Source organism: Lysobacter capsici (genome assembly GCF_018732085.1).
GTDB lineage: Bacteria > Pseudomonadota > Gammaproteobacteria > Xanthomonadales > Xanthomonadaceae > Lysobacter > Lysobacter capsici_A.
Window position 1 is genome coordinate 1,787,110 of record NZ_CP076103.1, and the last position, 24,390, is coordinate 1,811,499.

The 24,390-nt window shown below is 66.2% G+C and carries 20 protein-coding genes and 2 tRNA genes; 19 read left to right on the forward strand and 3 right to left on the reverse strand.

Features of this window, described 5'->3' with window-relative positions; translation table 11 throughout:
• The first annotated feature begins 3 nt into the window (after positions 1-3).
• From KME82_RS07285 to KME82_RS07315, 7 genes are all read left to right on the forward strand, one after another.
• Complete coding sequence (locus KME82_RS07285) at positions 4-525, forward strand: pilus assembly PilX family protein (protein WP_252255652.1); 522 nt, start codon at positions 4-6, stop codon at positions 523-525.
• Positions 526-535: 10 nt separating this feature from the next.
• A complete protein-coding gene (locus tag KME82_RS07290) occupies positions 536-4,339 on the forward strand; it encodes a pilus assembly protein (RefSeq protein WP_215497929.1) in 3,804 nt (1,267 codons plus the stop codon).
• A 12-nt stretch (positions 4,340-4,351) separates the two neighbouring features.
• On the forward strand, positions 4,352-4,789 hold the full coding sequence (locus KME82_RS07295) for a type IV pilin protein (protein ID WP_215497930.1): 438 nt from the start codon (positions 4,352-4,354) through the stop codon (positions 4,787-4,789).
• 162 nt (positions 4,790-4,951) lie between these two features.
• The gene (gene uvrB / locus KME82_RS07300; RefSeq protein ID WP_215499004.1) at positions 4,952-6,982 is read left to right on the forward strand and encodes an excinuclease ABC subunit UvrB; all 2,031 of its coding nucleotides are present in this window, start codon (positions 4,952-4,954) and stop codon (positions 6,980-6,982) included.
• A gap of 117 nt (positions 6,983-7,099) precedes the next feature.
• Positions 7,100-7,174: transfer RNA gene (locus KME82_RS07305), tRNA-Val, on the forward strand.
• Between the two features lie 166 nt (positions 7,175-7,340).
• Positions 7,341-8,642 (forward strand): DNA cytosine methyltransferase, encoded by a 1,302-nt coding sequence (locus KME82_RS07310; protein WP_215497931.1) that lies wholly within the window; start codon positions 7,341-7,343, stop codon positions 8,640-8,642.
• 504 nt (positions 8,643-9,146) lie between these two features.
• Entirely contained in the window at positions 9,147-9,314 is a 168-nt protein-coding gene (locus tag KME82_RS07315) for a hypothetical protein (protein WP_215497932.1), read from the forward strand.
• Between the two features lie 192 nt (positions 9,315-9,506).
• Here the strand turns inward: KME82_RS07315 and KME82_RS07320 are convergent, their stop codons facing one another.
• Together KME82_RS07320 and KME82_RS07325 are read right to left on the reverse strand one after the other, a co-directional pair.
• A complete protein-coding gene (locus KME82_RS07320) occupies positions 9,507-10,640 on the reverse strand; it encodes a hypothetical protein (protein WP_215497933.1) in 1,134 nt (377 codons plus the stop codon).
• Complete coding sequence (locus KME82_RS07325) at positions 10,637-12,463, reverse strand: ABCB family ABC transporter ATP-binding protein/permease (RefSeq protein WP_252255653.1); 1,827 nt, start codon at positions 12,461-12,463, stop codon at positions 10,637-10,639. Before KME82_RS07325 ends, KME82_RS07320 begins: the two co-directional genes overlap by 4 nt.
• A 677-nt stretch (positions 12,464-13,140) precedes the next feature.
• Between KME82_RS07325 and thrS the strand changes: the two genes are divergently transcribed.
• The 11 genes from thrS to KME82_RS07380 all read left to right on the forward strand — a co-directional run bounded on the left by thrS (position 13,141) and on the right by KME82_RS07380 (position 22,318).
• Positions 13,141-15,042 (forward strand): threonine--tRNA ligase, encoded by a 1,902-nt coding sequence (thrS, locus tag KME82_RS07330; RefSeq protein WP_215497935.1) that lies wholly within the window; start codon positions 13,141-13,143, stop codon positions 15,040-15,042.
• A gap of 73 nt (positions 15,043-15,115) precedes the next feature.
• Positions 15,116-15,640, forward strand: coding sequence for a translation initiation factor IF-3 (infC, locus tag KME82_RS07335; protein WP_198339052.1), 525 nt, complete (start codon positions 15,116-15,118; stop codon positions 15,638-15,640).
• Positions 15,641-16,121: 481 nt separating this feature from the next.
• The gene (gene rpmI, locus KME82_RS07340) at positions 16,122-16,319 is read left to right on the forward strand and encodes a 50S ribosomal protein L35 (protein ID WP_027083463.1); all 198 of its coding nucleotides are present in this window, start codon (positions 16,122-16,124) and stop codon (positions 16,317-16,319) included.
• 12 nt (positions 16,320-16,331) lie between these two features.
• Positions 16,332-16,691, forward strand: coding sequence for a 50S ribosomal protein L20 (gene rplT / locus KME82_RS07345; protein ID WP_215497936.1), 360 nt, complete (start codon positions 16,332-16,334; stop codon positions 16,689-16,691).
• A 150-nt stretch (positions 16,692-16,841) separates the two neighbouring features.
• The gene (locus KME82_RS07350) at positions 16,842-17,249 is read left to right on the forward strand and encodes a hypothetical protein (protein ID WP_215497937.1); all 408 of its coding nucleotides are present in this window, start codon (positions 16,842-16,844) and stop codon (positions 17,247-17,249) included.
• A gap of 30 nt (positions 17,250-17,279) precedes the next feature.
• Positions 17,280-18,290, forward strand: a complete 1,011-nt coding sequence (gene pheS / locus KME82_RS07355; protein ID WP_215497938.1) for a phenylalanine--tRNA ligase subunit alpha — start codon at positions 17,280-17,282, stop codon at positions 18,288-18,290.
• Positions 18,291-18,426: 136 nt separating this feature from the next.
• On the forward strand, positions 18,427-20,856 hold the full coding sequence (gene pheT, locus KME82_RS07360; protein ID WP_215497939.1) for a phenylalanine--tRNA ligase subunit beta: 2,430 nt from the start codon (positions 18,427-18,429) through the stop codon (positions 20,854-20,856).
• Between the two features lie 54 nt (positions 20,857-20,910).
• Entirely contained in the window at positions 20,911-21,225 is a 315-nt protein-coding gene (locus KME82_RS07365; RefSeq protein ID WP_036101930.1) for an integration host factor subunit alpha, read from the forward strand.
• Complete coding sequence (locus tag KME82_RS07370; RefSeq protein WP_036101932.1) at positions 21,206-21,562, forward strand: MerR family transcriptional regulator; 357 nt, start codon at positions 21,206-21,208, stop codon at positions 21,560-21,562. Before KME82_RS07365 ends, KME82_RS07370 begins: the two co-directional genes overlap by 20 nt.
• 132 nt (positions 21,563-21,694) lie before the next feature.
• Positions 21,695-21,771, forward strand: a tRNA-Pro gene (locus KME82_RS07375).
• 280 nt (positions 21,772-22,051) lie between these two features.
• Entirely contained in the window at positions 22,052-22,318 is a 267-nt protein-coding gene (locus KME82_RS07380) for a DUF2845 domain-containing protein (protein ID WP_215497940.1), read from the forward strand.
• 422 nt (positions 22,319-22,740) lie between these two features.
• Here the strand turns inward: KME82_RS07380 and KME82_RS07385 are convergent, their stop codons facing one another.
• A complete protein-coding gene (locus tag KME82_RS07385; RefSeq protein ID WP_215497941.1) occupies positions 22,741-23,757 on the reverse strand; it encodes a TraB/GumN family protein in 1,017 nt (338 codons plus the stop codon).
• A gap of 258 nt (positions 23,758-24,015) precedes the next feature.
• Between KME82_RS07385 and KME82_RS07390 the strand changes: the two genes are divergently transcribed.
• Positions 24,016-24,366 (forward strand): hypothetical protein, encoded by a 351-nt coding sequence (locus KME82_RS07390; RefSeq protein ID WP_215497942.1) that lies wholly within the window; start codon positions 24,016-24,018, stop codon positions 24,364-24,366.
• The last annotated feature ends 24 nt before the right edge of the window (positions 24,367-24,390 follow it).

The window sequence follows — 24,390 nt, forward strand, 5'->3', positions numbered from 1 at the left end:
GCCATGACTATCGTCCGTAGCCGTCGTTCCGCGTTCAACAATCCGCCGCGCAGGCAGCGCGGCGCGGTGCTCTACGTCGCCTTGATGATGCTGGTGCTGCTGGCCCTGATCGGCATCACCGCGCTGCAGGTCACCGGTCTGCAGGAACGCATGACCTCGAGTTATCGCTCGACCAACAACGCCTTCCAGAACGCCGAAGGCCGCGCGCGCGGCAACGAAGCCGATCTGCAGCGTCAGGTGCAAAGCGGCGGCACCGAAGTGATCGACATCGACGAGCCTTTCTGCGTGGCCGGCTTCGATCCCAGCGGCTGGGCGCACACGATGAAGTACTCCGATCCGTTGCCGGCGAAGCTGAGCCATACCCGCCGCATCGACGAATGCGTTTCCGGCGGCACCGGCATCGGCATGGGCACCGTTCCGATCAGCGAGAACACCAATCTGATCTTCCAGGTCACGGCCTATGCCGTGGACCGCGGCACGAACCCCGGTTCGGACGCCGTCATCGACACCATCTTCGTACCCTGAGGGTTCCGCCATGGCATCCCCCCGCGTTTATCTCGCGATCCCGCTGATGCTGGCCGCCGCCGGCGCCGGGTACTGGCTGTACAACGCCAACGCCCTGCAAGCCGACGGCACCTTGGCGCAGGCGCCTTTGAATTCGAGCGTCACCATCCCGCCGGCCTTCGTCATGGCGGTCGACGACTCGGGCTCGATGACCTTCCAGACCCTGTTCCCGGGCGCCGACGGCGCCGCGTTCTGGGAGTACGACGCGCGCGCGACCAACGGCTACTTCACTGGCAGCGGCGCAAATGCGCGCCTGCGCACCCAGGCCGACAGCTTCGATTCGCGCAACTATCACCACACCATTCCCTCGGTCGGCTACCGCATCGATACCGGCCGCGTGGCGATCGCGCCGATCGACAACTTCGGCTTCGCCCGTTCGCCCGATTACAACCCGGCCTACTTCAGTCCGCTGGTGACGTACTCGCCGTGGAAGCGGCCCAACGCGGCGAACGAGATCGTCGACTACCCGCAAGCCGATATCGGCGCGACCCGGGTCAATCCCGATTCGGCCACGCCCACCATCGGCCTGGCTTCGGACTGGTCGGCCAACAACGGCGATGAACGCTTCTACGTGCCCAACGGCGCGACCTTGCCGCGCAACACCGTGTACTGGACCGATCAGAACTGCGGCGGGCTGAGCGCTTCGAACAATTGGCGCACGCTCGCCAACGCGGTGACTCTGAACGCGAATTGCAACGTGGCCATTCGTTACTACCCGGCCACGTTCTATCTCAAGACGGCGACCGTGGTGCAGCCGGCGGGAACGCCGGCCGCCGACCTGTTCGGCTATTCCGCCACGCCGGTCACCGCCACCAACGCCTGCGGCGACGGCTGCAATCTGTACCGCTACGAAATCCGTCCCGGCAATTTCAGCAGCTCGGACCAGTACAACAAGGCGATCCAGAATTTCGCCAACTGGTTCAGCTTCTACGGCAACCGCGTGCGCGCGATGCGCGCCGCGCTGACGCTGTCGCTGGAAAAGACCGAGAAGATGCGCGTGGGCATGTTCACCATCAACAGCGGCGGCGGCAGCTACAACTACGCCAACGTGACGATGCGCGACATGTCGGTCGCCACCGACAAGGCGGCGTTGTACAACAACCAGTTGCTGCAGATCGGCGCCAGCGGCGGCACGCCCAATCGTTGGGCGGTGCAGCACATCGGTCGCCAGTTCAAGCGCACCGACGCCGGCGCGCCGGTCAAGTTCGCCTGCCAAATCAACGCCGGCATGCTGTTCACCGACGGCTACAGCAATACCGACGGTCCCGCGGTCGGCTCGCAGGACGCCGATATGCCGCCGCCGTTGGCCGACGGGTTCCCGAACACCATGGCCGATACCGCGGCGCTCTACTACAAGGACACGCTGCGTACCGACCTGGGTCTGGGCAAGGTGCCGGTACCGGAGCAGTGCAAGACCACGCCGAACGATCCCAAGCTCGATTGCCGCGCCGATCCGCACATGAACTTCTATGGCGTGACCCTCGGCGCCAAGGGCGACATCTACGGCCGCACCTACGATCCGTTCACCAACACGCCCGATCCCTACACCGCCGGTAACGCGCCGGCGTGGCGCGCCTATCAGAACGATGCGCCGAGCACGGTCGATGAAATCTGGCACGCGACCATGAACGCGCGCGGCAAGTTCATCAACGCCACCACGCCGGCCGACATCACCTCGGCGATGCGCGAGATCCTGGCTTCGGTGGGCGCGGCGAACACGCCGTCGGGCACGATCGGCCTGACCGGTTCGCGCATCGGCAGCAACACCTTGTCGGTCGAGCCGACGTACCAGTCGGCCAACAACGGCACCGACTGGTTCAGCCGCCTCAACGCATCCAAGGCCACCAACAACCCGGTTACCGGCACGATCACCTTCACCAATTTGTGGGAAGCGTCTTCGGGCCTGGAAGCGGGCGGCCGTACGATCAACTTCGGCAAGACCCTGTCGGGCAACGTGGTGCCTCTGGTGAGCGACTTCACCGTCGCCGCGCTCGGCGGCAACGATACGGCCGTGCTCGCCGCTTTGTGCAGCGACGCCTTGCAGAATTGCGCCGGCAAGTTCAACCGCATCCCCGGTGGCGTCACCGCGGCAGAAGCGGTCGGTTACCTGCGCGGTTCGCGCGCCAACGACGGCAACAACGGCGGCAAGCTGCGCAAGCGCACCACGCTGCTCGGCGACATCGTCAACTCGACCCCGCTGGTTTCGGCCAAGGGCGACGACTACGGCTATCGCGGTCTGCGCACCAGTTCGGGCACCGCCGACGCGCTCAACTACGGCAACTACCTGCGGACCAAGCAGAACACCCGCAGCGCGTTCGTCTATGTCGGCGCCAACGACGGCATGTTCCACGCCTTCAACGGCGACACCGGCCGCGAAGCGTTCGCCTACATCCCGGCGACCTCGGTCGGCCACATGGGCAATCTGCTGTTCCCGTACCGCGCCGAGGATCGTAACGACCAGGTGTTCCAGCACCGCTATTACGTCGATGGCCTGGCCACGGTGTCCGATGCGCACGACGGCAGCACCTGGAAGACCGTCGTCGCGGCCAGCGTCGGCGCGGGCGGCCGCGGCGTATTCGCGCTCGACGTGACCAACCAGAACAACTTGCAGGTGCTTTGGGAAATCAACGACAAGGTGTCCGACGCCAACGGCGGCAAGGACATCGGCAGCGTGCTGGGCAAGATCGCGATCGTGCCGGTCAAGCTCAGCAGCGGCGTGGTCAAGTGGAAAGCGGTGTTCGGCAACGGCTACGAGAGCGTGAACGGCAAGGCCGTGCTGTTCCTGGTCGATATCGCCACCGGCGCGGTGGACCGGATCCAGGCGCAGGAAACCGATGCGCCGCTGCCGACCCGTACCAAGAACGGTTTGGGCAACCTGGTGGTGATCGACCGTTTCGACGGCACCGGCACGGTCGTCGGCCGCGACGGCTACGCCGACACGGCCTACGCGGCCGATCTCAACGGCGCGGTGTGGAAGTTCGATCTGCGCAACAACACCGTGGCCAACGGCAACAAGCCTTTGTTCATCGCCCGCAACAAGGACAACTTCAACGAGCGCCAGCCCATCATCGGCGGCCTGGAAGCCACCATGGCCGGCGACAACGTGATGGTGTTCTTCGGCACCGGCGCGTTCTCGTTCACCGGCGATCCCAGCGATCGCACCATGCAGACCATCTACGGCGTGATGGACCGCGGTTCGCAGGTGGTCGGTCGCAGCGAACTGCAGCGCCAGTACATCCTCGAGCAGACCACCTCGCAGGGCCTGCAGGTGCGCATGATCACCGGCGAGCGCCTGGATGCGACCAAGAAGGGCTGGTACCTCGATCTGGGCGTGGACGCCGGACGCACCGGCAATCCGGTCAGCACCGGCGAGCGCTCGGTCGGCAACCTGCGGTTGCAGAACGGCATCCTGTTCTTCCCGACCTACGACCCGACCAGCACCGACGGCTGTTCGACCGACGGCAACAACTGGCTGTACGGCCTGGATGCGCTCAGCGGCGGTTCGGCGCTGGCCAACGCCAAGGTCAATTCGGCGCTCGGCAACAATCTCGGCGCCGGCGTCGGCGCGGCCAAGCTCAACGGCGGTTCGGCGCCGGTCAAGGACGTGGTCGTGGTGGCGACGCCCAAGAGCGACATCCTGCCGGCGACCGCGACCGAGGAGCAGATCGCGCAGGCGGTGGCGTCGAAGTGCTCGATCATGGTCCAGACCTCCGGTTCGCAACCGCTTTACCTGCCACGTCCCTGCGGTCGCCAGTCCTGGCGCCAGATCCGATAACGAGGAAGCGACATGAAGCAGTTTCACTACAGGGGCGCACGATCGATCCGGGGTTTCACCCTGATCGAACTCATGGTCGTGGTGGCCATCATCGGCATCCTGGTCGGCATCGCGGTGCCGACCTATCAGGACAGCGTGCGCAAGAGCCGCCGCGGTCAGGCCAAGGCCGATCTGGCCGAGGTCGCGCAGGCGATGGAGCGCTACTACACGGTCAACAACACTTATGTCGGCGCCAATCTTGCAGACATCGCCATGACTCAGTCACCGAAGGTCGGCGATCCGCGATACACGATCTCCTTCTCCGGCGCCACGACCGCGAGCACCTTCGTGCTGCGGGCGCAGCCGACGGGCGGGCAGGTCGGCGACAAATGCGGCACCTTGACCCTGAGCAATACCGGCGCGAAAACGCCGGACAGGGCGACCATGCCCGAATGCTGGAACCTCCAGTAACCTGACCGATTCAGCCTGCGGCGGCCCGCTCCTTCACTGGGGCGGGCCGTTGCATTTGCAAGGCCCGGCAAGCGCGTCCGCCACGCCGCCAGACAGCCGCCGTTCTCACCGCCTGAGACCGAGTTGGCTAAACTGCCCGATTCGCATCGCTCGGGTAGCACGATGGACGACAGTCAGCAGTCCGCCGGTTTCCAGCTGGTTTCGCCGTATTCGCCGGCCGGCGATCAGCCGCAGGCGATCGACAAGCTGGTCGCCGGTTTCGAAGGCGGCTTGGCCCAGCAGACCCTGCTCGGCGTGACCGGTTCGGGCAAGACCTACACCATCGCCAACGTGGTCCAGGCGGTGCAGAAGCCGACCCTGGTGATGGCGCCGAACAAAACCCTGGCCGCGCAGCTGTACGGCGAGTTCAAGGCGTTCTTCCCGCACAACGCGGTCGAATACTTCGTCAGCTACTACGACTACTACCAGCCCGAGGCCTACGTGCCGTCGAGCGACACCTTCATCGAGAAGGACAGCTCGGTCAACGAGCACATCGAGCAGATGCGGCTGTCGGCGACCAAGGCCCTGCTCGAGCGTCGCGACGCGCTGATCGTCTGCACGGTCTCGGCGATCTACGGCCTGGGCGATCCGAACGAATACTTCCGCATGGTCCTGCACATGGTCCGCGGCGAGCGCATCGACCAGCGCGAGCTGATCCGCCGCCTGACCGAGATGCAGTACACCCGCAACGACACCGAACTGCGCCGCGCGACCTATCGCGTGCGCGGCGAAGTCATCGACGTGCATCCGGCCGAAAGCGATTCGCAGGCGCTGCGCGTGGAGCTGTTCGACGGCGAGATCGAGAACCTGACTCTGTTCGATCCGCTGACCGGCGAAACCCTGGAGCGGGTGCCGCGTTTCACCATCTACCCCGGTTCGCACTACGTCACCACCCGGCGCACCGTGCTCGACGCGATCGAGACGATCAAGGAAGAGCTGCGCGAGCGCCTGGAGTATCTGTACGCCAACAATAAATTGGTCGAGGCGCAGCGCCTGGCCCAGCGCACCCAGTTCGACCTGGAGATGCTGGCCGAGGTCGGCTACTGCAACGGCATCGAGAACTACTCGCGGCACCTGAGCGGGCACATGCCCGGCGAGCCGCCGCCGTGCCTGTTCGACTACCTGCCGCCCGACGCGTTGCTGGTGGTCGACGAATCGCACGTCACCATTCCGCAGATCGGCGCGATGTACAAAGGCGACCGTTCGCGCAAGGAAACCCTGGTCGAATTCGGTTTCCGCATGCCCTCGGCGCTGGACAACCGGCCGTTGCGGTTCGAGGAGTGGGAAGGGCGTTCGCCGCGTGCGATCTATGTCTCGGCCACGCCGGGTCCGTATGAGCTGAAGAAATCCGAAGGGCAGATCACCGAACTGGTGGTGCGCCCGACCGGCCTGATCGATCCGGTGGTGGAGATCCGCCCGGTCGCGACCCAGGTCGACGACGTGCTCGGCGAAATCCGCGAGCGCGTGGCGATGGGCGATCGCGTGCTGATCACGACGTTGACTAAGCGCATGTCGGAAAACCTCACCGAATACCTCGGCGAACACGGGGTCAAGGTGCGCTACCTGCACTCGGACATCGAGACGGTGGAACGGGTCGAGATCATCCGCGACCTGCGCCTGGGCAAGTTCGACGTGCTGGTTGGCATCAACCTGCTGCGCGAGGGCCTGGACATGCCCGAGGTGTCGCTGGTGGCGATCCTCGATGCCGACAAGGAAGGCTTCCTGCGTTCGACCGGCTCGTTGATCCAGACCATCGGCCGCGCCGCGCGCAACCTGCGCGGCAAGGCGATCCTGTACGCCGACCGCATCACCAACTCGATGCAGCGCGCGATCGAGGAAACCGACCGTCGCCGGCAGAAGCAGGTCGAGTACAACGAAGCCCACGGCATTACACCCAAGTCGGTCGACAAGGCGGTGGTCGACATCATGGAAGGCGCCCGGGTCGATCCCGAAGCGCTCAAGGCGCGCGGCAAGGGCCGTCGCGCGGCCGAGGACGCGACCGACGTTGCGAGCCTCAGCCCGGCCCAGTTCGCCGCCCGGATCAAGGCGCTGGAGCAGCAGATGTACCAGCACGCCCGCGATCTGGAATTCGAACAGGCCGCGGCGGTGCGCGATCAACTGCGCAAACTCAAGGACGCCGGACTGAGCGCCTGAGCCGAGCGGCCCGGCCAGGCATGGCCCGGAAGGCGACGACAAAAAGGCTTGTCGCTCGCCGCGCGCTGGGCTAAACTGCGCCCCCTTCGCCGGGGAATTGCAGCAATACGGCGATGCGGGCGGTTAGCTCAGCGGTAGAGCACTACCTTGACATGGTAGGGGTCACAGGTTCGAACCCTGTACCGCCCACCAACCGATCTCCGGGCCGTTCGCGCCGGGAAAGGTTGGAACAAGACGAAGCATCCAGAAAACCGTCGCCCAGAAGCGGCGGTTTTTCGTTTGGGTTCCCAGCCCCGATCGCTCGCGACGCGTCCGCCGAGCCGGCACCCGCGCGAGCCTCGCGCGCTACGATGCCGGCATGAGCAAGCAATCCGACCACGTGGTCTCTGTGTTCTCGGGAGCTGGCGGGTTTTCCCACGGATTTTCCTCGGTGGGGCTCAAGCCCGCGTTCGGCGCGGAGTTGAGCGAAGCGGCCTGCCGGACCTACGAAGACAACGTCGCCAGCCCCTGCCACCGCCTCGATCTGAGCGTGGCTTCGCCGGACTTCTTCACCCGATTGCTCGGCGGCGCGCGACCGTTCGCGCTCATCGGCGGGCCGCCGTGCCAGGGTTTCAGCACCGCCGGCCCGCGCAACGCCGGCGACCCGCGCAATCGCCTCGTCCTCAACTACCTGCGCATCGTCGAAGCGCTCAAGCCGCGCTGGTTCGTTTTCGAAAACGTCGAGGGCCTGCTGACCTGCGGCGAAGGGCGCGACGTGACCGCGCTGGTCGGCGAATTCCTGCGCATCGGCTACAGCGTCCGCTTGGAAAAAGTGAATCTCGCCGGTTACGGCGTTCCGCAGACGCGAAAGCGGGTGTTGATCGTCGGCAATCGGATGGGCGCGGATTTTCGTTTTCCCGCCGAGCGTTTCTCCTACGACTCGGGCAAGGCGAAAAAATCCAACGGTCGGCCGTTCGCGCCCAGCCTGATGCAGGCGATCGCCGGCCTGGGCGCGCCGGCGAGAACCCGCGAGCAGGCCGTGGCGTACGCCGCGGCGCAGCCGAGCAACGACTACGACGCCTCGATGCGCAGCGGCAATGTCGGCGGCACGGTGTCCGATCATGTCGACGCCACGCTTGCCGCCGACGCCGATCGCTACCGCCTGCTCGCGGCCGGGCAGAGCATGAAGGACCTGCCCGAAGCGCTGTGGCATGCCAGCTTCAAGCGGCGCGCGTTCCGCCGGGTCATGGACGGCACCCCGACCGAACGGCGCGGCGGCGCGCCATCGGGTCTCAAGCGGCTGCACGGCGACCTGCAAAGCCTGACCATCACCGGCGCGTCCGCGCGCGAGCTGATCCATCCCCAGGCCGATCGTCCTCTCACTCGTCGCGAATGCGCCCGCATCCAGACCTTCCCGGACCGCTATCGATTTCATGGCGGCGCCGCCGACGTCGCGCGGCAGATCGGCAACGCCGTGCCGCCGCTGGCCGCCGCCGAGTTCGCCCGTCATTTGCGCGCGCTCGACGGCGCGTTCGGTTCGGATCTGCAGCCGCTCGCGACGGCGGCTGCGCCGCGATTGCTCGGATACGTGCTGACCGATTCGAGCGCAAGGAGCGATGCGCTGAAGAAAACCGCGGCGCTGCTCGATGAGTCGATGCGATCCGGGCGGCCGCGGGCCTAGCATCGCAATGCTGCGTCGAAGGATGCGGCGGCTCGGCTTGTGCGGGCGTGCGGACGCTTCGTGCGTGGTCCGTCGTGGATCGTCCGAGCTTGCGCCGGGCGGCGAGAGCGACCGCTGCGAGGCGTCGTGGAATCGGCGGGACGGGGCGATGCCGGATCGGCGCGAAACCGGCCGGCAAGCGCGATTTCCCTCATATTCTCGGCAATTGAGACGCCGCGGCCGATCGCGCGGAACGTTGTGTTCCCTCACTGACGCCGCTGGTCGAGGTGACCGACGCGTTGCCCGCCATGACCCGATAGCAGCGCTTAACTGGCCTCGTTTGCCGAATTCGATGTGCGCAAATTGTGGTCAAGTATTCGCTAAGACACGGATTGTTTGTGAGTTTTTTGAGTGCGGTCACACAGATCAGGTGCCGAAACCGCACGCGATGTCTTGTTAAGCCGTGGCTGTGCTTTCTATGCTCAAGGTGCGGCCATCCCGCCGCGCATAGCTAAGGAGTAGGCAATGTCGCAGAACGAACAGACCCGCTTGATCGGCCGCATGGTCGCCATCGAGGTTTCGATGTCCGAAGACGCTGGTAACGAAGTTTCCTTCGCCGCCGCTTCGACGTTTGTCCGCACCAAGCCGTTCAACGAGATCGATCGCACCGACAACGGTGACCAGATCCCGTAATCCGCGCACCCCGGATTATCAAGACGATAGAGCCGGGAGGCACGCCTCCCGGCTCTATTTGCTTGCGGCATCGTTGGAGCCGCAGGCGCCACCGGATCCGGCGTAGCGTTCGCCGAAGCGCTCGCCCCGTCGCGAGGTCGCGGCCGATGCGGGGCGGTGCGGGCGGCGCGAACAACGCCGCCTCAGGCGCGCTCACTCGCGCATTTCGAACGTGCGCGGCAGTGCGAGGTGCAGATGCGCGGGCGGATCGACATCGCCGCGTTGTTCCATCGAGTCCCAGTACTCGCGATAGCGGTACACCGGCCGGCGCCAGTCGTAGACGAAGTTCCGGTCGCGGCTTTGGCTGAACTGCACGAAGCAGTCGAGCAACTGCAGTTCGGGGTTCACCCCTTCCAGCCACAGGAACTGGCCCATTTCGTTGACTTCCAGGAACATGTACTCGCCCTGGGTCGTGACCACGAAGTCGATGCAGCCGAACACCAGGCCCATGCGTTCCATCAACGCCAGGCAGCGTTGCTCGATCGCCTCGGGCAACGCATAACGCGCATAGCCCATGGCCTCGTCGAAATCGTTCGCGCGCCAGTCGACCAGGTAACCGCCTGAATTCTGCGACTTGATCTGCGCGGTGACGACCGTGCGGCCCATGACCGTGACCCGCAGCTCGTAGCTCTTGTCGAGCAAGGGCTGGTAGATGCCCGGCGCATTGGACAGCGAGGCGTCGTTGCCGAGCAGTTCTTCGCCGATCGCCGCGGTGTAGGTGGCCAGCGCCTTTTCGTCCGACACCCACGATGCGCCGGTCATCGGCTTGTAGATCAGCTTGCCGCCGTGCTCGTGGAAAAACGCGCGGATCGTGGCCGGGTCGTTGGAGATCAAGGTGCTCGGCACCGTCAGGCCGACGGCGGCGGCGACTTTCAACTGCGCCGCCTTGCGGTCGGCGCGCGCCTTGGCCGCGACCGGGTTGATCCAGAAACGCGGGCTTTCGTCGAGCAGGCCGATGGTCGCGCGGATGAACTCGTTGGCCTCGGTCTGGGCGAAACGGGTGTCGGCCGGATGCAGGTCGGGCGACGCCTGCGGCTGATACCAGCGGCGCAGCCACACGGTGTCGATGTCGTGCGAGCCGAAGTCGCGATGGTGGCGAGCGCAATGCAGCGTCACCTGGGCCGGATCAGCGCCCGCGCCGGCGCTGTCCACGCGCAGGCTGGCGCCGTGTTTCTGCGGGAAATCGTGGGTGTACCACAGGTGGACGTTCTCGCCTTCGTGTTCCAGTGCCCAGGCCACGGCGCGCGCGTGGATGTCCCAGGGATCGCTGACTATCAATGTCGTCATGACAGGTCCTGTGTCGTAACGGTGGAGGATGCAGGGGTGTGTGATTCGGATTCGCCGGGAGCGGCCGTTGGGCTGGTTTGCGACGGCGCGGCGGTGTCGTGTCCGCGTTGCTGCATCGCCCACAACGCGGCGTAGCGGCCTTGCGCGGCCAGCAGGAAGGCGTGGTTGCCGCGTTCGACGATGCGGCCGCGTTCGAGCACCAGGATTTCGTCGGCGCCGACCACGGTCGACAACCGGTGCGCGATCACCAGGGTGGTGCGGCCCCGCGCGGCCTGATCGAGTTCGCGCTGGATGCCGTGCTCGGTATGCGTGTCCAGCGCCGAGGTCGCTTCGTCGAAGATCAGGATCGCCGGCCGCTTGAGCAAGGTGCGCGCGATCGCGATGCGTTGTTTCTCGCCGCCCGACAGTTTCAGCCCGCGTTCGCCGACGTTGGTGTCGTAGCCTTGCGGCAGGGTCTGGATGAACTCGTGGATGTGCGCGGCGCGGGCGGCGTCGAACACTTCCTCGCGGCGGGCGTCGGGACGTCCGTAGGCGATGTTGTAGTACAGCGAATCGTTGAACAGCACCGTGTCCTGCGGCACCACGCCGATCTGTCGTCGCAGCGAATCCTGGGTGACCTCGCGCAGGTCCTGGCCGTCTACGGTGATGCGGCCGCCGGCGACGTCGTAGGAGCGGTACAGCAGCCGCGCCAGGGTCGATTTGCCGGCGCCGGTGCTGCCGACCACGGCCACGGTGCGGCCGGCCGGAACGACGAAATCGATCGCCGCCAGCACTTCGCGTTCGCCGTAGTTGAACGACACCTGCTCGAAGCGCACTTCGCCGCCGGACACGGCCAGTTCCGGCGCGTTGTCGCGATCGCGCACCTCGACCGGTTCGTCGAGCAGGGCGAACATCCGCTCCAGATTGGCCAGGGTCTGCTTGGTCTCGCGGTAGATCATGCCCAGGTAACTCAGCGGCGCGGCCAGTTGCAGCAGGAACGCGTTGACCAGCACCAGGTCGCCCAGGCTCATGCGCCCGGCGACCACGCCTTCGGTCGCGCGCCACAGCAGCAAGGTCAGGCCGACGGTGATGATCGCGGCCTGGCCGATGCCGAGCAGCGACGCGGCCTTGAGGCTCTTGACCCCGGTGTCCTCCAGGTTGCGCAGGCGTTGGTCGAAGCGCCGGGCTTCGAAGCCTTCGTTGTTGAAGTACTTGACCGTTTCGTAGTTCAGCAGCGAATCCACCGCGCTGGCGTTGGCCTCGGTGTCGGCCTCGTTCATGGCCTTGTAGTAGCGCTGGCGCCACTCGGTCATGCGCACGGTGAACAGCAGATAGGCCGCCAGCGTGCCCAGGGTGATCGCGGCGAAGCTCATGTCGTAGCGGCCGACCAGGATCGCGGTGACCAGCGCGATCTCGATCAGCGTCGGCACCACGGTGTACAGCGCGGTGTCGAGCAGTTCCGACACCGACGACATGCCGCGTTCGAGGTCGCGGATGACCGCGCCGGTGCGCCGGTCCATGTGGAAGCGCAGGCTCAGCATGTGGACGTGCGCGAACACCCGCAGCGCGACCTCGCGCGAGGTGCGCGCGAGCACGCGCGCGAACACGATCCCGCGCAGTTCCTGGAACACCGAGGACGCCAGCCGCAGCGCGCCGTAGGTGCATAGCAGCAGCATCGGCACGGTCAGCGGGGTGGGTTTGTGGTCCAGCGCGTCGATCAACTGCTTGAGCAGCAGCGGCACGCCGGTGATCGCCAGCTTGGTCGCCAGCACCAGGCCCAGGCCGAGCAGGACCCGGCCGCGGTAGAACCAGATCGTCGGCCACAGCCGGCGAATCAGCGTCATCGTGCCGGCGCGACCGCCGGACGGGGCCAGGGCCGGGGAGGGCGCTGCGGGGTCCGGCGCTGAGTGGGGAGGAATGTCGTCCGCGCTCATCCCTGGCCCGGCTGCATGGGCGTCGCGCGCGTGTCGTGGCAATGGCCGCGTCCGCCGCGGCTGGCTTCCCTATGTCCCATCACACCCCAAGCAGATGGCTTCCCTGTGCGGTTTACGGTACCGGAAGGCGTGGTTATTGCCTATTGGCTGCGTATCACCGGCCTGGGCCGAAACTGCACGGGCATCACACTGCCCGTGATCGCGCCGGCGGTTGACTTGCCCGGCGGCGTCCCCAACTATTGACGTCTGCGACACGGCATCCGGCCGCGTCCCGAATCGAGGTGGCCCGCGACCGATCGCCGGCCGAGCGTGCGACATGGACACTACCCGCGCCCATTGTTGAACCGCCGCAGGCTCCCGCAAGCGCAGGCGCCCTCGCGGCGCTTTTTTCTTGTCCGCCGATTCGTTTGCGAGCCTTCGTCCGACTCTATCCGTCGGCCGGTCCGTAAACGGCCTGCTCCATCCTCGTGCCACCGTTTCGACTGCCCGATCCCGGGTCGTCGCACCCGCCGCGCAGCCGTCTAAGGCCGCCGCCGGCCGATGCGGCCACCTTATCGCCACGCCTGCCCAATCAAGACCTCAACGCCATGATCGCCATTACCCTTCCCGACGGCAGCCGCCGCGAATTCGAAAACCCCGTGTCCGTGATGGACGTCGCCGCCTCGATCGGCGCCGGCCTGGCCAAGGCCACCGTCGCCGGCGAAGTCGACGGCAAGCTGGTCGACGCCAGCGACCGCATCGACCACGACGCCAAGCTGCGCATCATCACGCCCAAGGACCCGGAGGGCGTCGAGATCATCCGCCACTCCTGCGCCCACCTGGTCGGCCACGCGGTCAAGCAGCTGTACCCGACCGCGAAGATGGTGATCGGCCCGGTCATCGAGGAAGGCTTCTACTACGACATCTGGTTCGAGCGCCCGTTCACGCCCGAGGACATGGCCGCGATCGAAGCGCGCATGACCCAGCTGATCGACAAGGACTACGACGTGATCAAGAAGGTCACGCCGCGCGCCGAGGTCATCGAGGTGTTCGCCTCGCGCGGCGAGGACTACAAGCTGCGCCTGGTCGAGGACATGCCCGAAGAAAAGTCGATGGGCCTGTACTACCACGAGGAATACGTCGACATGTGCCGCGGCCCGCACGTGCCGAACACGCGCTTCCTCAAGGCGTTCAAGCTCACGCGCATTTCCGGCGCGTACTGGCGCGGCGACTCCAAGAACGAGCAGCTGCAGCGCATCTACGGCACCGCCTGGGCCGACAAGAAGCAGCTCGCGGCGTACATCGAGCGGGTCGAGGAAGCCGAGAAGCGCGACCACCGCAAGATCGCCAAGCAGCAGGACCTGTTCCACCTGCAGGAAGAAGCCCCGGGCCTGATCTTCTGGCATCCCAAGGGCTGGTCGGTGTGGCAGGTGGTCGAGCAGTACATGCGCAAGGTCTACCGCGACAGCGGCTACGGCGAAGTGCGCTGCCCGCAGATCCTCGACGTGTCGCTGTGGCAGAAGTCCGGCCACTGGGACAACTACAAGGAGAACATGTTCTTCACCGAGTCGGAAAAGCGCACCTACGCGCTCAAGCCGATGAACTGCCCGGGCCACATCCAGGTGTTCAACCAGGGCCTGCACAGCTACCGCGACCTGCCGATCCGCTACGGCGAGTTCGGTTCGTGCCATCGCAACGAGCCGTCCGGCGCGCTGCACGGCATCCTGCGCGTGCGCGGCTTCACCCAGGACGACGGCCACATCTTCTGCCTGGAAAACCAGATCGAGTCCGAGGTGACCGCGTTCCACCAGCAGGCGCTGGCGGTCTACCAGCACTTCGGCTTCGACGAGATCCAGATCAAGATCGCGCTGCGCCCGGACTCGCGCCTGGGCGACGATGCCACCTGGGACAAGGCCGAAGGCGCCCTGCGCAGCGCGCTGTCGGCCTGCGGGGTGGAGTGGCAGGAGCTGCCGGGCGAGGGCGCGTTCTACGGTCCGAAGATCGAATACCACCTCAAGGACGCGATCGGCCGCACCTGGCAGTTGGGCACGATGCAGGTCGATTTCATGATGCCCGGCCGCCTGGGCGCGGAATACGTCGACGAAAACAGCCAGCGCCAGACCCCGGTCATGCTGCACCGGGCCATCGTCGGCTCGATGGAGCGCTTCATCGGCATCCTGATCGAGCACCACGCCGGCCAGTTCCCGGCCTGGCTGGCCCCGGTCCAGGCCACGGTCATGAATATCACCGACGCCCAGGCCGATTATGTGGCGGATGTCCGGAAAATCCTTGCAAATCAAGGGTTCCGGGTCGAGGCCGATTTGCGCAACGAAAAGATCGGCCGTAAGATCCGCGAGCACACGCTCGATCGCGTGCCGTACCTGCTTGTGGCCGGCGACCGCGAGAAGGACAATGGCATGATTGCAGTGCGTACGCGGGCAGGGGAAGACCTGGGGACGATGACCGTCGCCGAGTTCGCCTCGCGTTTGAACGCTGAGTCAGCCTTCTAACCGCGCACAGCGTGCAAAAGATCCCGTCCCGGCGGCAGTCCGGGACGGCGTGAACCACTTTGGAGATTCAACAATCAGTACCCCCGAGAAGCCGAATCGTAAGAACCAGGAAATCCGTGTACCGCGCGTGCGCGTGATCGGCAGCGATGGCGAAATGATCGGCGTGCTCACGCGCGACGAAGCGCTGCGCATGGCCGAAGAGGAAGAACTGGATCTGGTCGAAATTCAGCCCAACGCCGATCCGCCGGTCTGCAAGATCATGGACTTCGGCAAGTTCCGCTTCGAGCAGCAGAAGAAGGCCAACGAGGCCAAAAAGAAGCAGAAACAGGTCGAGATCAAGGAACTCAAGTTCCGTCCGGTCACCGACGAGGGCGACTACCAGATCAAGCTGCGCAACATGCGCCGCTTCCTGGAAGAAGGCGACAAGGTCAAGGTCAACATCCGTTTCCGTGGCCGCGAGATGAGCCACCAGGAACTCGGTCGCGAGATGGCGGCCCGGATCGAAGCCGACCTCGGCGAGGACATCGTGGTCGAATCGCGTCCGCGCCTGGAAGGGCGGCAGATGGTCATGATGATCGCGCCGAAGAAGAAGATCTGAAGTTCGACTACGACAGCCCCCGGCAACCCCGGGGGCTGTTTCGTTGTGGGCGGCCGATGCAGCCTCGCCGGCGCGCGGACCGGTTGCGCCGACGACCGTCGCAACCGCGCAAGCTCGCGCACGGCACTGGCACCGGCACCGCCCGACCCGACCCGACCGGCCGGCCGGCCGGCCGAATCTTTCGCGCACTTTCGCTGCCGGCCGACCCGGACGGCCGGGCGCGGCGGGCGCCGTCACCGCCGGCCTTGCGCGATTCACCCGCGCATCAAGCCCCTGATTTGCAAGGGGATAGCCCGGTAGGCATAATGTGCGGCCCGGTTCTCCGGGTTTGTTGTTAGTTGCATCACGGACCTGTTGTAGATTCTTTTCGAATCAACGACTTACAAGCCGGCAAGGGCAGGACGGAAAGAGTGGCCGCGCTTCACCGCGCACCAGTGCCACCGCCCAGGCCAGTGACATAAACCTCCGAAAGGACATCGCAATGCCCAAGATCAAGACCAATCGGGCGGCAGCCAAACGCTTCCGGAAGACCGCTTCCGGCAAGTACAAGTGCGGCCACGCCAACAAGAGCCACATCCTCACCAAGAAAGCGACCAAGCGGAAGCGCAACCTGCGGCAGACGAACCATGTTCGTGCCGAGGACGCTGGCCGTCTGGACCGCATGCTTCCGTATTTGTGAGGAGACTGAACAATGGCACGAGTTAAACGTGGTGTAACGGCACGCGCCCGTCACAAGAAAATCCTGAAGCAGGCCAAGGGCTACTACAACGCCCGTCGCAAGGTCTTCCGCGTCGCCAAGCAGGCGGTCACGAAGGCGCTGCAGTACGCCTACATCGGCCGCAAGCAGAAGAAGCGCAATTTCCGTTCGCTGTGGATCACGCGTATCAACGCGGCGGCCCGCATCAACGGTCTGAGCTACAGCCGTTTCATGAACGGCCTGCTGAAGTCCGGCATCACCCTCGACCGCAAGGTGCTGGCGGACATCGCCGTGCATGACGCGGTGGGTTTTGCGGCGCTGGCCGAAAAGGCGAAGAGCGCGCTCGCGGCTTAATGCGGATCCCTCCGCGAGAGCCCGCACCGTCGTGTGCGGGTTTTCAATGAGGAGCTTAGGCATGGGGAAGGGCGCGAGTCCTTCCCCATTGTCGTTTCTGGGCCAGGCAAACAAGCTGCCCGGCACGGCATCAACTCCAGGGAATGTGCGATGAAGGGACTCTCGAACCATGGTCGGCTGGCGCTGCTGGGTCTGGCGCTGGCCTCGATGTCGGTATCGGCGCAGGAACCGAGCGCGCGCCAGCAGCGCGAAGCCGATGCGCTCAAGCGGTTCGGTGAGGTGATGGGTGGGATGGCGCGCAACGAACAGTGCAAGGTGCTGGACGAAGCGCGCAGCAAGCAGTATTCCGACGACGTGGCCACGATCACCCGCAAGCTCGAGCGCCAGGTGTCCGGCGAGAAGCTGCTCGGGGTGGTCATCAACGCTTCGGTCGCGACCGCCGCGCCGGAGCAGGCCGCGGGCTGCGACGAAGCGACCCGGCAGGCCGTCGAGGCGGCCAGCGAACAGGCGAGGGACTGGGCAAACGAAATCCGTCCGGTTCGATCGCGGAACACATAACGCACAGCACAGTGAAGGAAACCCCAGGACATGGCTGAGATCGAGCAACTGACGCAGCGCGCGCTGGCCGACATCGCTGCGGCCGACTCTCCCGATGCCATCGAAGCGCTGCGCGTTTCGCTGCTCGGCAAGTCCGGCAGCGTCACCGCCCAGCTCAAGCAGCTCGGCGCCTTGCCCGCCGACGAGCGCAAGGCCGCGGGCGAGGCGATCAACAAGACCCGCGACGCGCTGACCGCGGCGCTGGCCGAACGCAAGAGCGCGCTCGACGATGCCGCGCTCGACGCGCGCCTGGCCTCGGAAACCATCGATGTAACCTTGCCCGGCGTCGATGCGGTGCGCGGCGGCCTGCATCCGGTCAGCCGTACGATGGAGCGCATGGCCGACATCTTCGGCCGGCTCGGTTTCGAACTGGCCGACGGCCCGGAGATCGAAGACGACTGGCACAACTTCGAAGCGCTGAACTTCCCGCCGCACCATCCGGCGCGGGCGATGCACGACACCTTCTACTTCGCGCCCGACAGCGCCGGCGTCGCTCGCCTGCTGCGGACCCACACCTCGGGCATGCAGGTGCGCTACATGCTCGAGCACAAGCCGCCGCTGCGCATGATCGCGCTGGGCAAGGTGTACCGCAGCGACAGCGACCAGACCCACACGCCGATGTTCCACCAGTGCGAAGGCCTGCTGATCGACGAGCATTCCAGCTTCGCCGACCTCAAGGGCACCCTGGCCGAATTCGTGCGCGCGTTCTTCGAGCGCGATTTCGAAATGCGCTTCCGGCCGAGCTATTTCCCGTTCACCGAACCGTCCGCCGAAGTCGACATCGCCTGGCAACAGCCCGACGGCAGCACCCGCTGGCTGGAAGTGCTGGGCTGCGGCATGGTCCATCCGAACGTGCTGCGCAACGTCGGCATCGATCCGGAGCGCTACACCGGCTATGCCTTCGGCATGGGCGTGGAGCGACTGACCATGCTGCGTTACGGCGTCGACGATCTGCGCAGTTTCTTCGAGAACGATGTGCGGTTTCTCAGGCAATTTGCTTGAGGAACGGGAATCGGGAATGGGGCATCGGGAATCGTAGGAGCGGCTCTGCCTCCACTACGGCTCCGATGACTCTTCCCGATCTCGCGCAGCGCTTTCCGATTCTCGATTCCCCATTCCCGATTCCCGGCCTGACCCCATGAAATTCAGCGAAAACTGGCTCCGCCAGCACGTCCCGACCGCCGCCACGCGCGAGCAGCTCGCCGCGACCCTGACCGCGATCGGATTGGAAGTCGAAGAAGTCACCGCGCTCGGCGCGGCGCTCGACGGCGTGATCGTCGCGCGCATCGTCAGCACCGAAAAGCACCCGGAAGCCGATCGCCTGCAGGTTTGCCAGGTCGATACCGGCGCCGGCATGGTCCAGATCGTCTGCGGCGCGCCGAACGCGCGCGCCGGTCTGGTCGCGCCGCTCGCCACGGTCGGCGCGAACCTGCCCGGCGGGATCGCGATCAAGGCGGCCAAGCTGCGCGGCGTGGAGTCGTTCGGCATGCTGTGCTCGGCCAAGGAACTGGGCATCGACGCCGACGCTTCGGGCCTGCTGGAACTGCCGGCCGATGCCGTCGCCGGCACCGCGCTGGCGCAATACCTCGGCCTGCCCGACGCCAGCATCGAGATCAAGCTCACGCCCAATCGCGCCGACTGCTTCAGCGTGCGCGGCATCGCCTTCGATGTCGCCGCGGCGACCGGCAGCACGGTGGCCGCGCTGGATATCGCGCCGGTGCCGGCGGTGACCGACTCGGCGTTGCACGTCGAACTCAGCGCCGGCGCGGACGTGCCGCGCTACTGCGGCCGGGTGATCGAAGGCGTCGACGCGACCGCGCCGACCCCGGTGTGGATGGCCGAGCGCCTGCGCCGCAGCGGCGTGCGTCCGGTGTCGCTGTTGGTCGACGTCACCCAGTACGTGATGCTCGACCTCGGCCAGCCCATGCACGCCTTCGACCGCGACACCCTGAGCGGCCCGGTCGGCGTGCGCCATGCGCGCGCGGGCGAGGTCACCAAGCTGCTCAACGGCCAGGACGCGAGCCTGGACGAGCAGTTCATCGCGATCACCGACGGCGAAGGCGCCGCGCAACGGGTGATCGCGCTCGGCGGGATCATGGGCGGCTTCGACAGCCGGGTGACCGACGCGACCCGCAACGTGTTCCTGGAAGCGGCGCATTTCGCGCCCGCCGCGATCATCGGCCGCGGCCGCAAGCTCGGCCTGCACACCGACGCCGGCCACCGCTTCGAGCGCGGCGTCGATCCGGAGCTGCCGCGCACCGCGATCGAATACGCGACCCGTCTGATCCTCGACATCGCCGGCGGCACGCCCGGCCCGGTGGTCGAATCGGCGCTGCCCGACCATCTGCCGCATCCGCTTCCGGTCGTGCTGCGCCGCGCGCGGCTGGCGCGCGTGCTCGGCCTGAGCGTCGCCGACGCCGATGTCGAGCGCATCCTGCAAGCGCTGGGCCTGACGGTCGAGCGCAGCGACGAAGGCTGGCGGGTGACCCCGCCGAGCCGTCGTTTCGATATCGCGATCGAGGAAGACCTGATCGAGGAAATCGCCCGCATCCACGGCTACGACGCGATCCCGACCACCTTGCCCGGCGGCGCCGCGCGCCTGATCGCGCCGACCGAGACCCGCGTCGACAGCGCCACGGTGCGCCGCCAGCTGGCCGCGCGCGACTATCTGGAAGCGATCAACTACGCCTTCGTCGACGCGGCCTGGCTGCAACTGTGGCAGGCGCAGGCCGGCGCGGTGCCGCTGGCCAATCCGCTCAGCGCCGAACTGGGGGTCATGCGCACGATGCTGCTGCCGGGCCTGGTCGCGGCGCTGGGCCGCAATGCCTCGCGCCAGCAGGACCGGGTGCGTTTGTTCGAGCTGGGCAATGTGTTTGTGGGCCGGGATTCGGGATTGGGGATTGGGGATTCGAAAGAGCACAGCCTGGCGCCGCTTGAAACCCAGCGCGTCGCCGCGGCGGTGTGCGGCGCGGCGCGGGCGGAGCAGTGGGCGGTCGCGTCGGCGCCGGTCGGGTTCCACGACCTGCGCGGCGATCTCGACAGCCTGGCGATCAGCGCCGGCGCGCAGCTGGAGTACCGGCCGTCGCAGCCGGCCTGGGCGCATCCGGGCCGTTCGGCCGACGTGTACCGGATCGACGGCGGCCGCGAGCAGCGGCTGGGCTGGATCGGCCAGCTGCATCCGCGCCTGCAGCGCGCGCTGGACCTGGACCAGGACGTGATCGCGTTCGAGCTGGATCTCGCGCCGCTGGTCGAGCGCGCCATCCCGAAGGCCGGAGCGCAGTCCAAGTACCCGTCGGTGCGGCGCGATCGCGCGTTCATCGTCGCCGATTCGGTGCCGTGGGCGGCCATTCAGGCCACAGTGAAGGCCGCCGCCGGCCCGATCCTGCGCGAACTGGTGCTGTTCGACCGCTACCAGGGCAAGGGCGTGGAAACCGGATTCAAGAGTCTCGCTATGGGCTTGATTGTGCAGGATGAATCGCGCACCCTGACTGACCGGGATGTGGATGCGGTCGTGGCTGAAGTAACCGCCGCGGTGGAACGGGAACACGGCGCGAAACTGCGCGCCTGAACCCGGTCCGGCATCACTGGACGGACCCAGCCCGGGCGTCGAGCAGAGGACAACATGGCACTAACGAAAGCGGAAATGGCGGAGCGGTTGTTCGACGAAGTCGGGCTGAACAAGCGCGAGGCCAAGGAGTTCGTCGACGCGTTCTTCGATGCGCTGCGCGAGGCATTGGAGCAGGGCCGGCAGGTCAAGCTGTCGGGCTTCGGCAACTTCGACCTGCGCCGCAAGAACCAGCGGCCCGGCCGCAATCCCAAGACCGGCGAGGAAATCCCGATCTCGGCGCGCACGGTGGTCACCTTCCGTCCGGGCCAGAAGCTGAAGGAACGCGTCGAGGCTTACAGCGGAGGCGAGCATGCTGGATCCGGGCAGTAACCGCGAACTACCGCCGATCCCGGCCAAGCGCTACTTCACCATCGGTGAAGTCAGCGAGCTGTGCGACGTCAAACCGCATGTGCTGCGCTACTGGGAAACCGAATTTCCGACCCTCAATCCGGTCAAGCGCCGCGGCAACCGCCGCTACTACCAGCGCCATGAAGTGCTGATGGTGCGGCAGATCCGCGGCCTGCTGTACGAACAGGGCTACACCATCGGCGGCGCGCGCCTGCGCCTGGAAGGCGAGTCGGCGAAGGACGAATCGGCGCTGAGCTCGCAGATCGTCAAGCAGGTGCGGATGGAACTGGAAGAAGTGCTGCAGTTGTTGCGGCGCTGAAAGGCCGGGAATCGGGAATGGAGAATCGGGAATCGGCGGTCCGCCTGCGACGATTCCCGATTCTCCATTCCCGATTCCCGTAACAAGCGGCTATACTTGCCGCCCGTTCGCAAGAGCGGATCAGCATCATGTCGGGGCGTAGCGCAGCCTGGTAGCGCATCTGCCTGGGGGGCAGAGGGTCGTCGGTTCAAATCCGGCCGTCCCGACCACTGATCGAGCCGTAAACGCAGCCCTGGCGAAAGCCGGGGTTTCGTGTTTCTGGGGGATCGGCGGCCTCCCTTCCAGCCACGCGGCGATGCCGATGCGGCGAGACGAGGCTATGCGAGGCTTCCCGCCAGAAGCGCCGGCGCGCAGCCGGCCGTCGCGCACCGGCGCTGAATCGCGCGCAGATGAAGCTCCGTGGGCTGGCCGATTCCGACCATTGGTCGAAGACATGCCCAAAATCGCGGCGGTATGCTCGGCGCTCCCCCAATGTGGAAAGGAGTTCCTATGCGCTACCTGGCCGCAATCGTCCTTTCGCTGCTGCTGGCAGTCCCCGCCTGGGCCCAGTCGGTGGCCTTCGGCAGCAAACTGGTCACCGTCGGCGACAGCGCCGGCAAGGTTTACCAAGTCGCGGGCAAGCCCGACCGCGTCGTGCAGCTGCAGAACAAGTTCGGCGCCAACAACGGCGAACGCTTCGAGTATTACGTGGGCAACAAGACAGTGCTGATCACGGTTCGTGATGGGCACGTGGTGGCGATCAGCGAGGTTTTCTAAGGCCGTAAACGCAAAGCGGTGTTTGCACAGCGCGGGTGAACGTCTTCTTGGCGGTTCGCATCACGTAGTTCGCTTCGTGTCGGTCGCATGTCGCCGCCGTTGCTCCGGTCTGAACACCGAGCGTCGTCGGTTCTAATCCGCGGTTCTGGTCATTGATCGAGTTGCAGGCGCAGCCCCTGGCGAAAGCCGGGGCTTCGTGGTTTAGAGTTCTGTCAGCGTAGATCGCGACCGCCGATGCCGATGTCGCGCGACGAGGCCTGGTTATGCGGGATCGCGTGACAGTTCGAACGGCCCGTACCCGATGTCGGTTGATTTCGTCGTCGGACCGGAAAGCGTCGGGGCTCAAGCCCCTCCCACAGAGATTGCGTGGCCTACGCCGCGAATCGATGCTCGTTCGAAAATCACGAATCACGAATCACGCCCTACGGGTCCTCGACCGTATACCCCGCCGCGCGCAGCTTATCGAGCAGTCCGCCGGTTTCCAGCAGGTCGGCCACCGGCAAGGTCGCGAAGGTGCTGTTGTTCTTCGCGATCGCGTCTTCGGCGCGCTCCAGCCATTGCGCGGTGACGCGCTGGCGCAGGTCGCCGAGGTTGAGGCGCTTGGCCACGCCGGTCGCGGCAAGCGCTTCCAGACAGGTGCGGTATTGGTCGCCCTGCGGCAGGGTGCGCAGGGTGGCGATGTCGCCGATCGCCCAGGCGTTGCCGCGCGCGCGCATCGATTCGAGGTCGCTTTCGATCCGCGACAAGGTCTTGGCGAAGCATTCGCGGTCGTCGAGCGCGCTGGCCGAGAATTCCTTCAAGGTGGCCTTGGGGTCGTCGATCTTCAGGGTCACGCGCGCTTCGGTGATCGGCACGTCGTGCTGCTTGGCGGCCTTGTCGACCACCGGCTGCACCACGCCCTTGAGCGACATTCCGGACTGTTTGATCGCCGCTTCGTACAACTCCTGCGCGGCGAAGATCGGGCGCCATTTCTCGACCCCGCCGTCGCGGCCGATGTAGCGCGCCTTGAGCGTGGTCCAGCGCGCGTAGAGGTCGGCCGGGACCACTTCCTGCAGGGTCTTGCCGTCGGGGTTCTTGCGCGCCTTGAGCGCGGTCGGGATCAGCATCATGGTGCGCACCACGCCCAGTTCGGTGCCGAAGCTGACCGAGGGCGGGGCGATGACTTCCTGCGATTCGGCGATGGTCGCCTCGACCTGGCGCGACAGCCAGGTCATGTCCTTCGGCAATGGGCTCAGGGTGCCGAGGATCCACAGCACGTGACCGCCGCGCATGACTTTCCACAGCCCGGGTCCGGGCTGTTCGCCGGTGACCACCAGGGTGTCGAAATCGCGGATGTCGCCGCTCGGCGGGGCGGCGGCGGACGGGGTCGGCGCGGTCTGCGCGGCGGTGGCGCCGGGCAGCAGCGCCAGCAAGGCGAGGACGATGAGGGCACGACGCATCCGTAACGCTCCTGAGCGGGGGATGAGGGCTCGGCGGAAGCCGGATCGTAGCCGTTCCCCGGTCGCCGCTGTGTACTCATATGTAACCGGACCGGTCCGACAAGGCGGGTTTGCGTCACCGGTTCGGTGCGATCCGCGACCGCTAATGGTTTGCAAATGAGAACCATTGCCAATTAGACTGATCGCTGGCCCGCCGCTGCGGGCGTCCGACCGCGCGGCAGGAAGCTGGCCCGGCCCCCGTCCGCCTACGAACTGCGCATGACCGACACGCTCGCCCCCACGGCCTCCGCCTCCGTTGCCTCGCGCAAGCCGCGTCCGACCCTGTCGTGGGAGTATCGCGGTGGAGTCGCGTTGCGCTCGCTCGCCGCGATCGTGATCGGGTACCTGGTCGCGTATGGATTCACCGCGTTCGGCACGGTGGTGTTGCCGTTCGCGCGCAATGACCGGGTGGTTGCGGCGAGTCTGCTCTGCTTCTTCGTGTGGTGCGCGGCGGCGATGTACGCCTTCGCTGCGCGCAGCGCCTGGCGCGCGTGCTGGGTGCTGGCGCTGTGGGCGGGCGCGATGTACGCGGTGGCGTTGCTGTTCCCCGAAGCGGCGGCGCGGCCGTGAACGACTGCAGCATGAGGGCGAGCG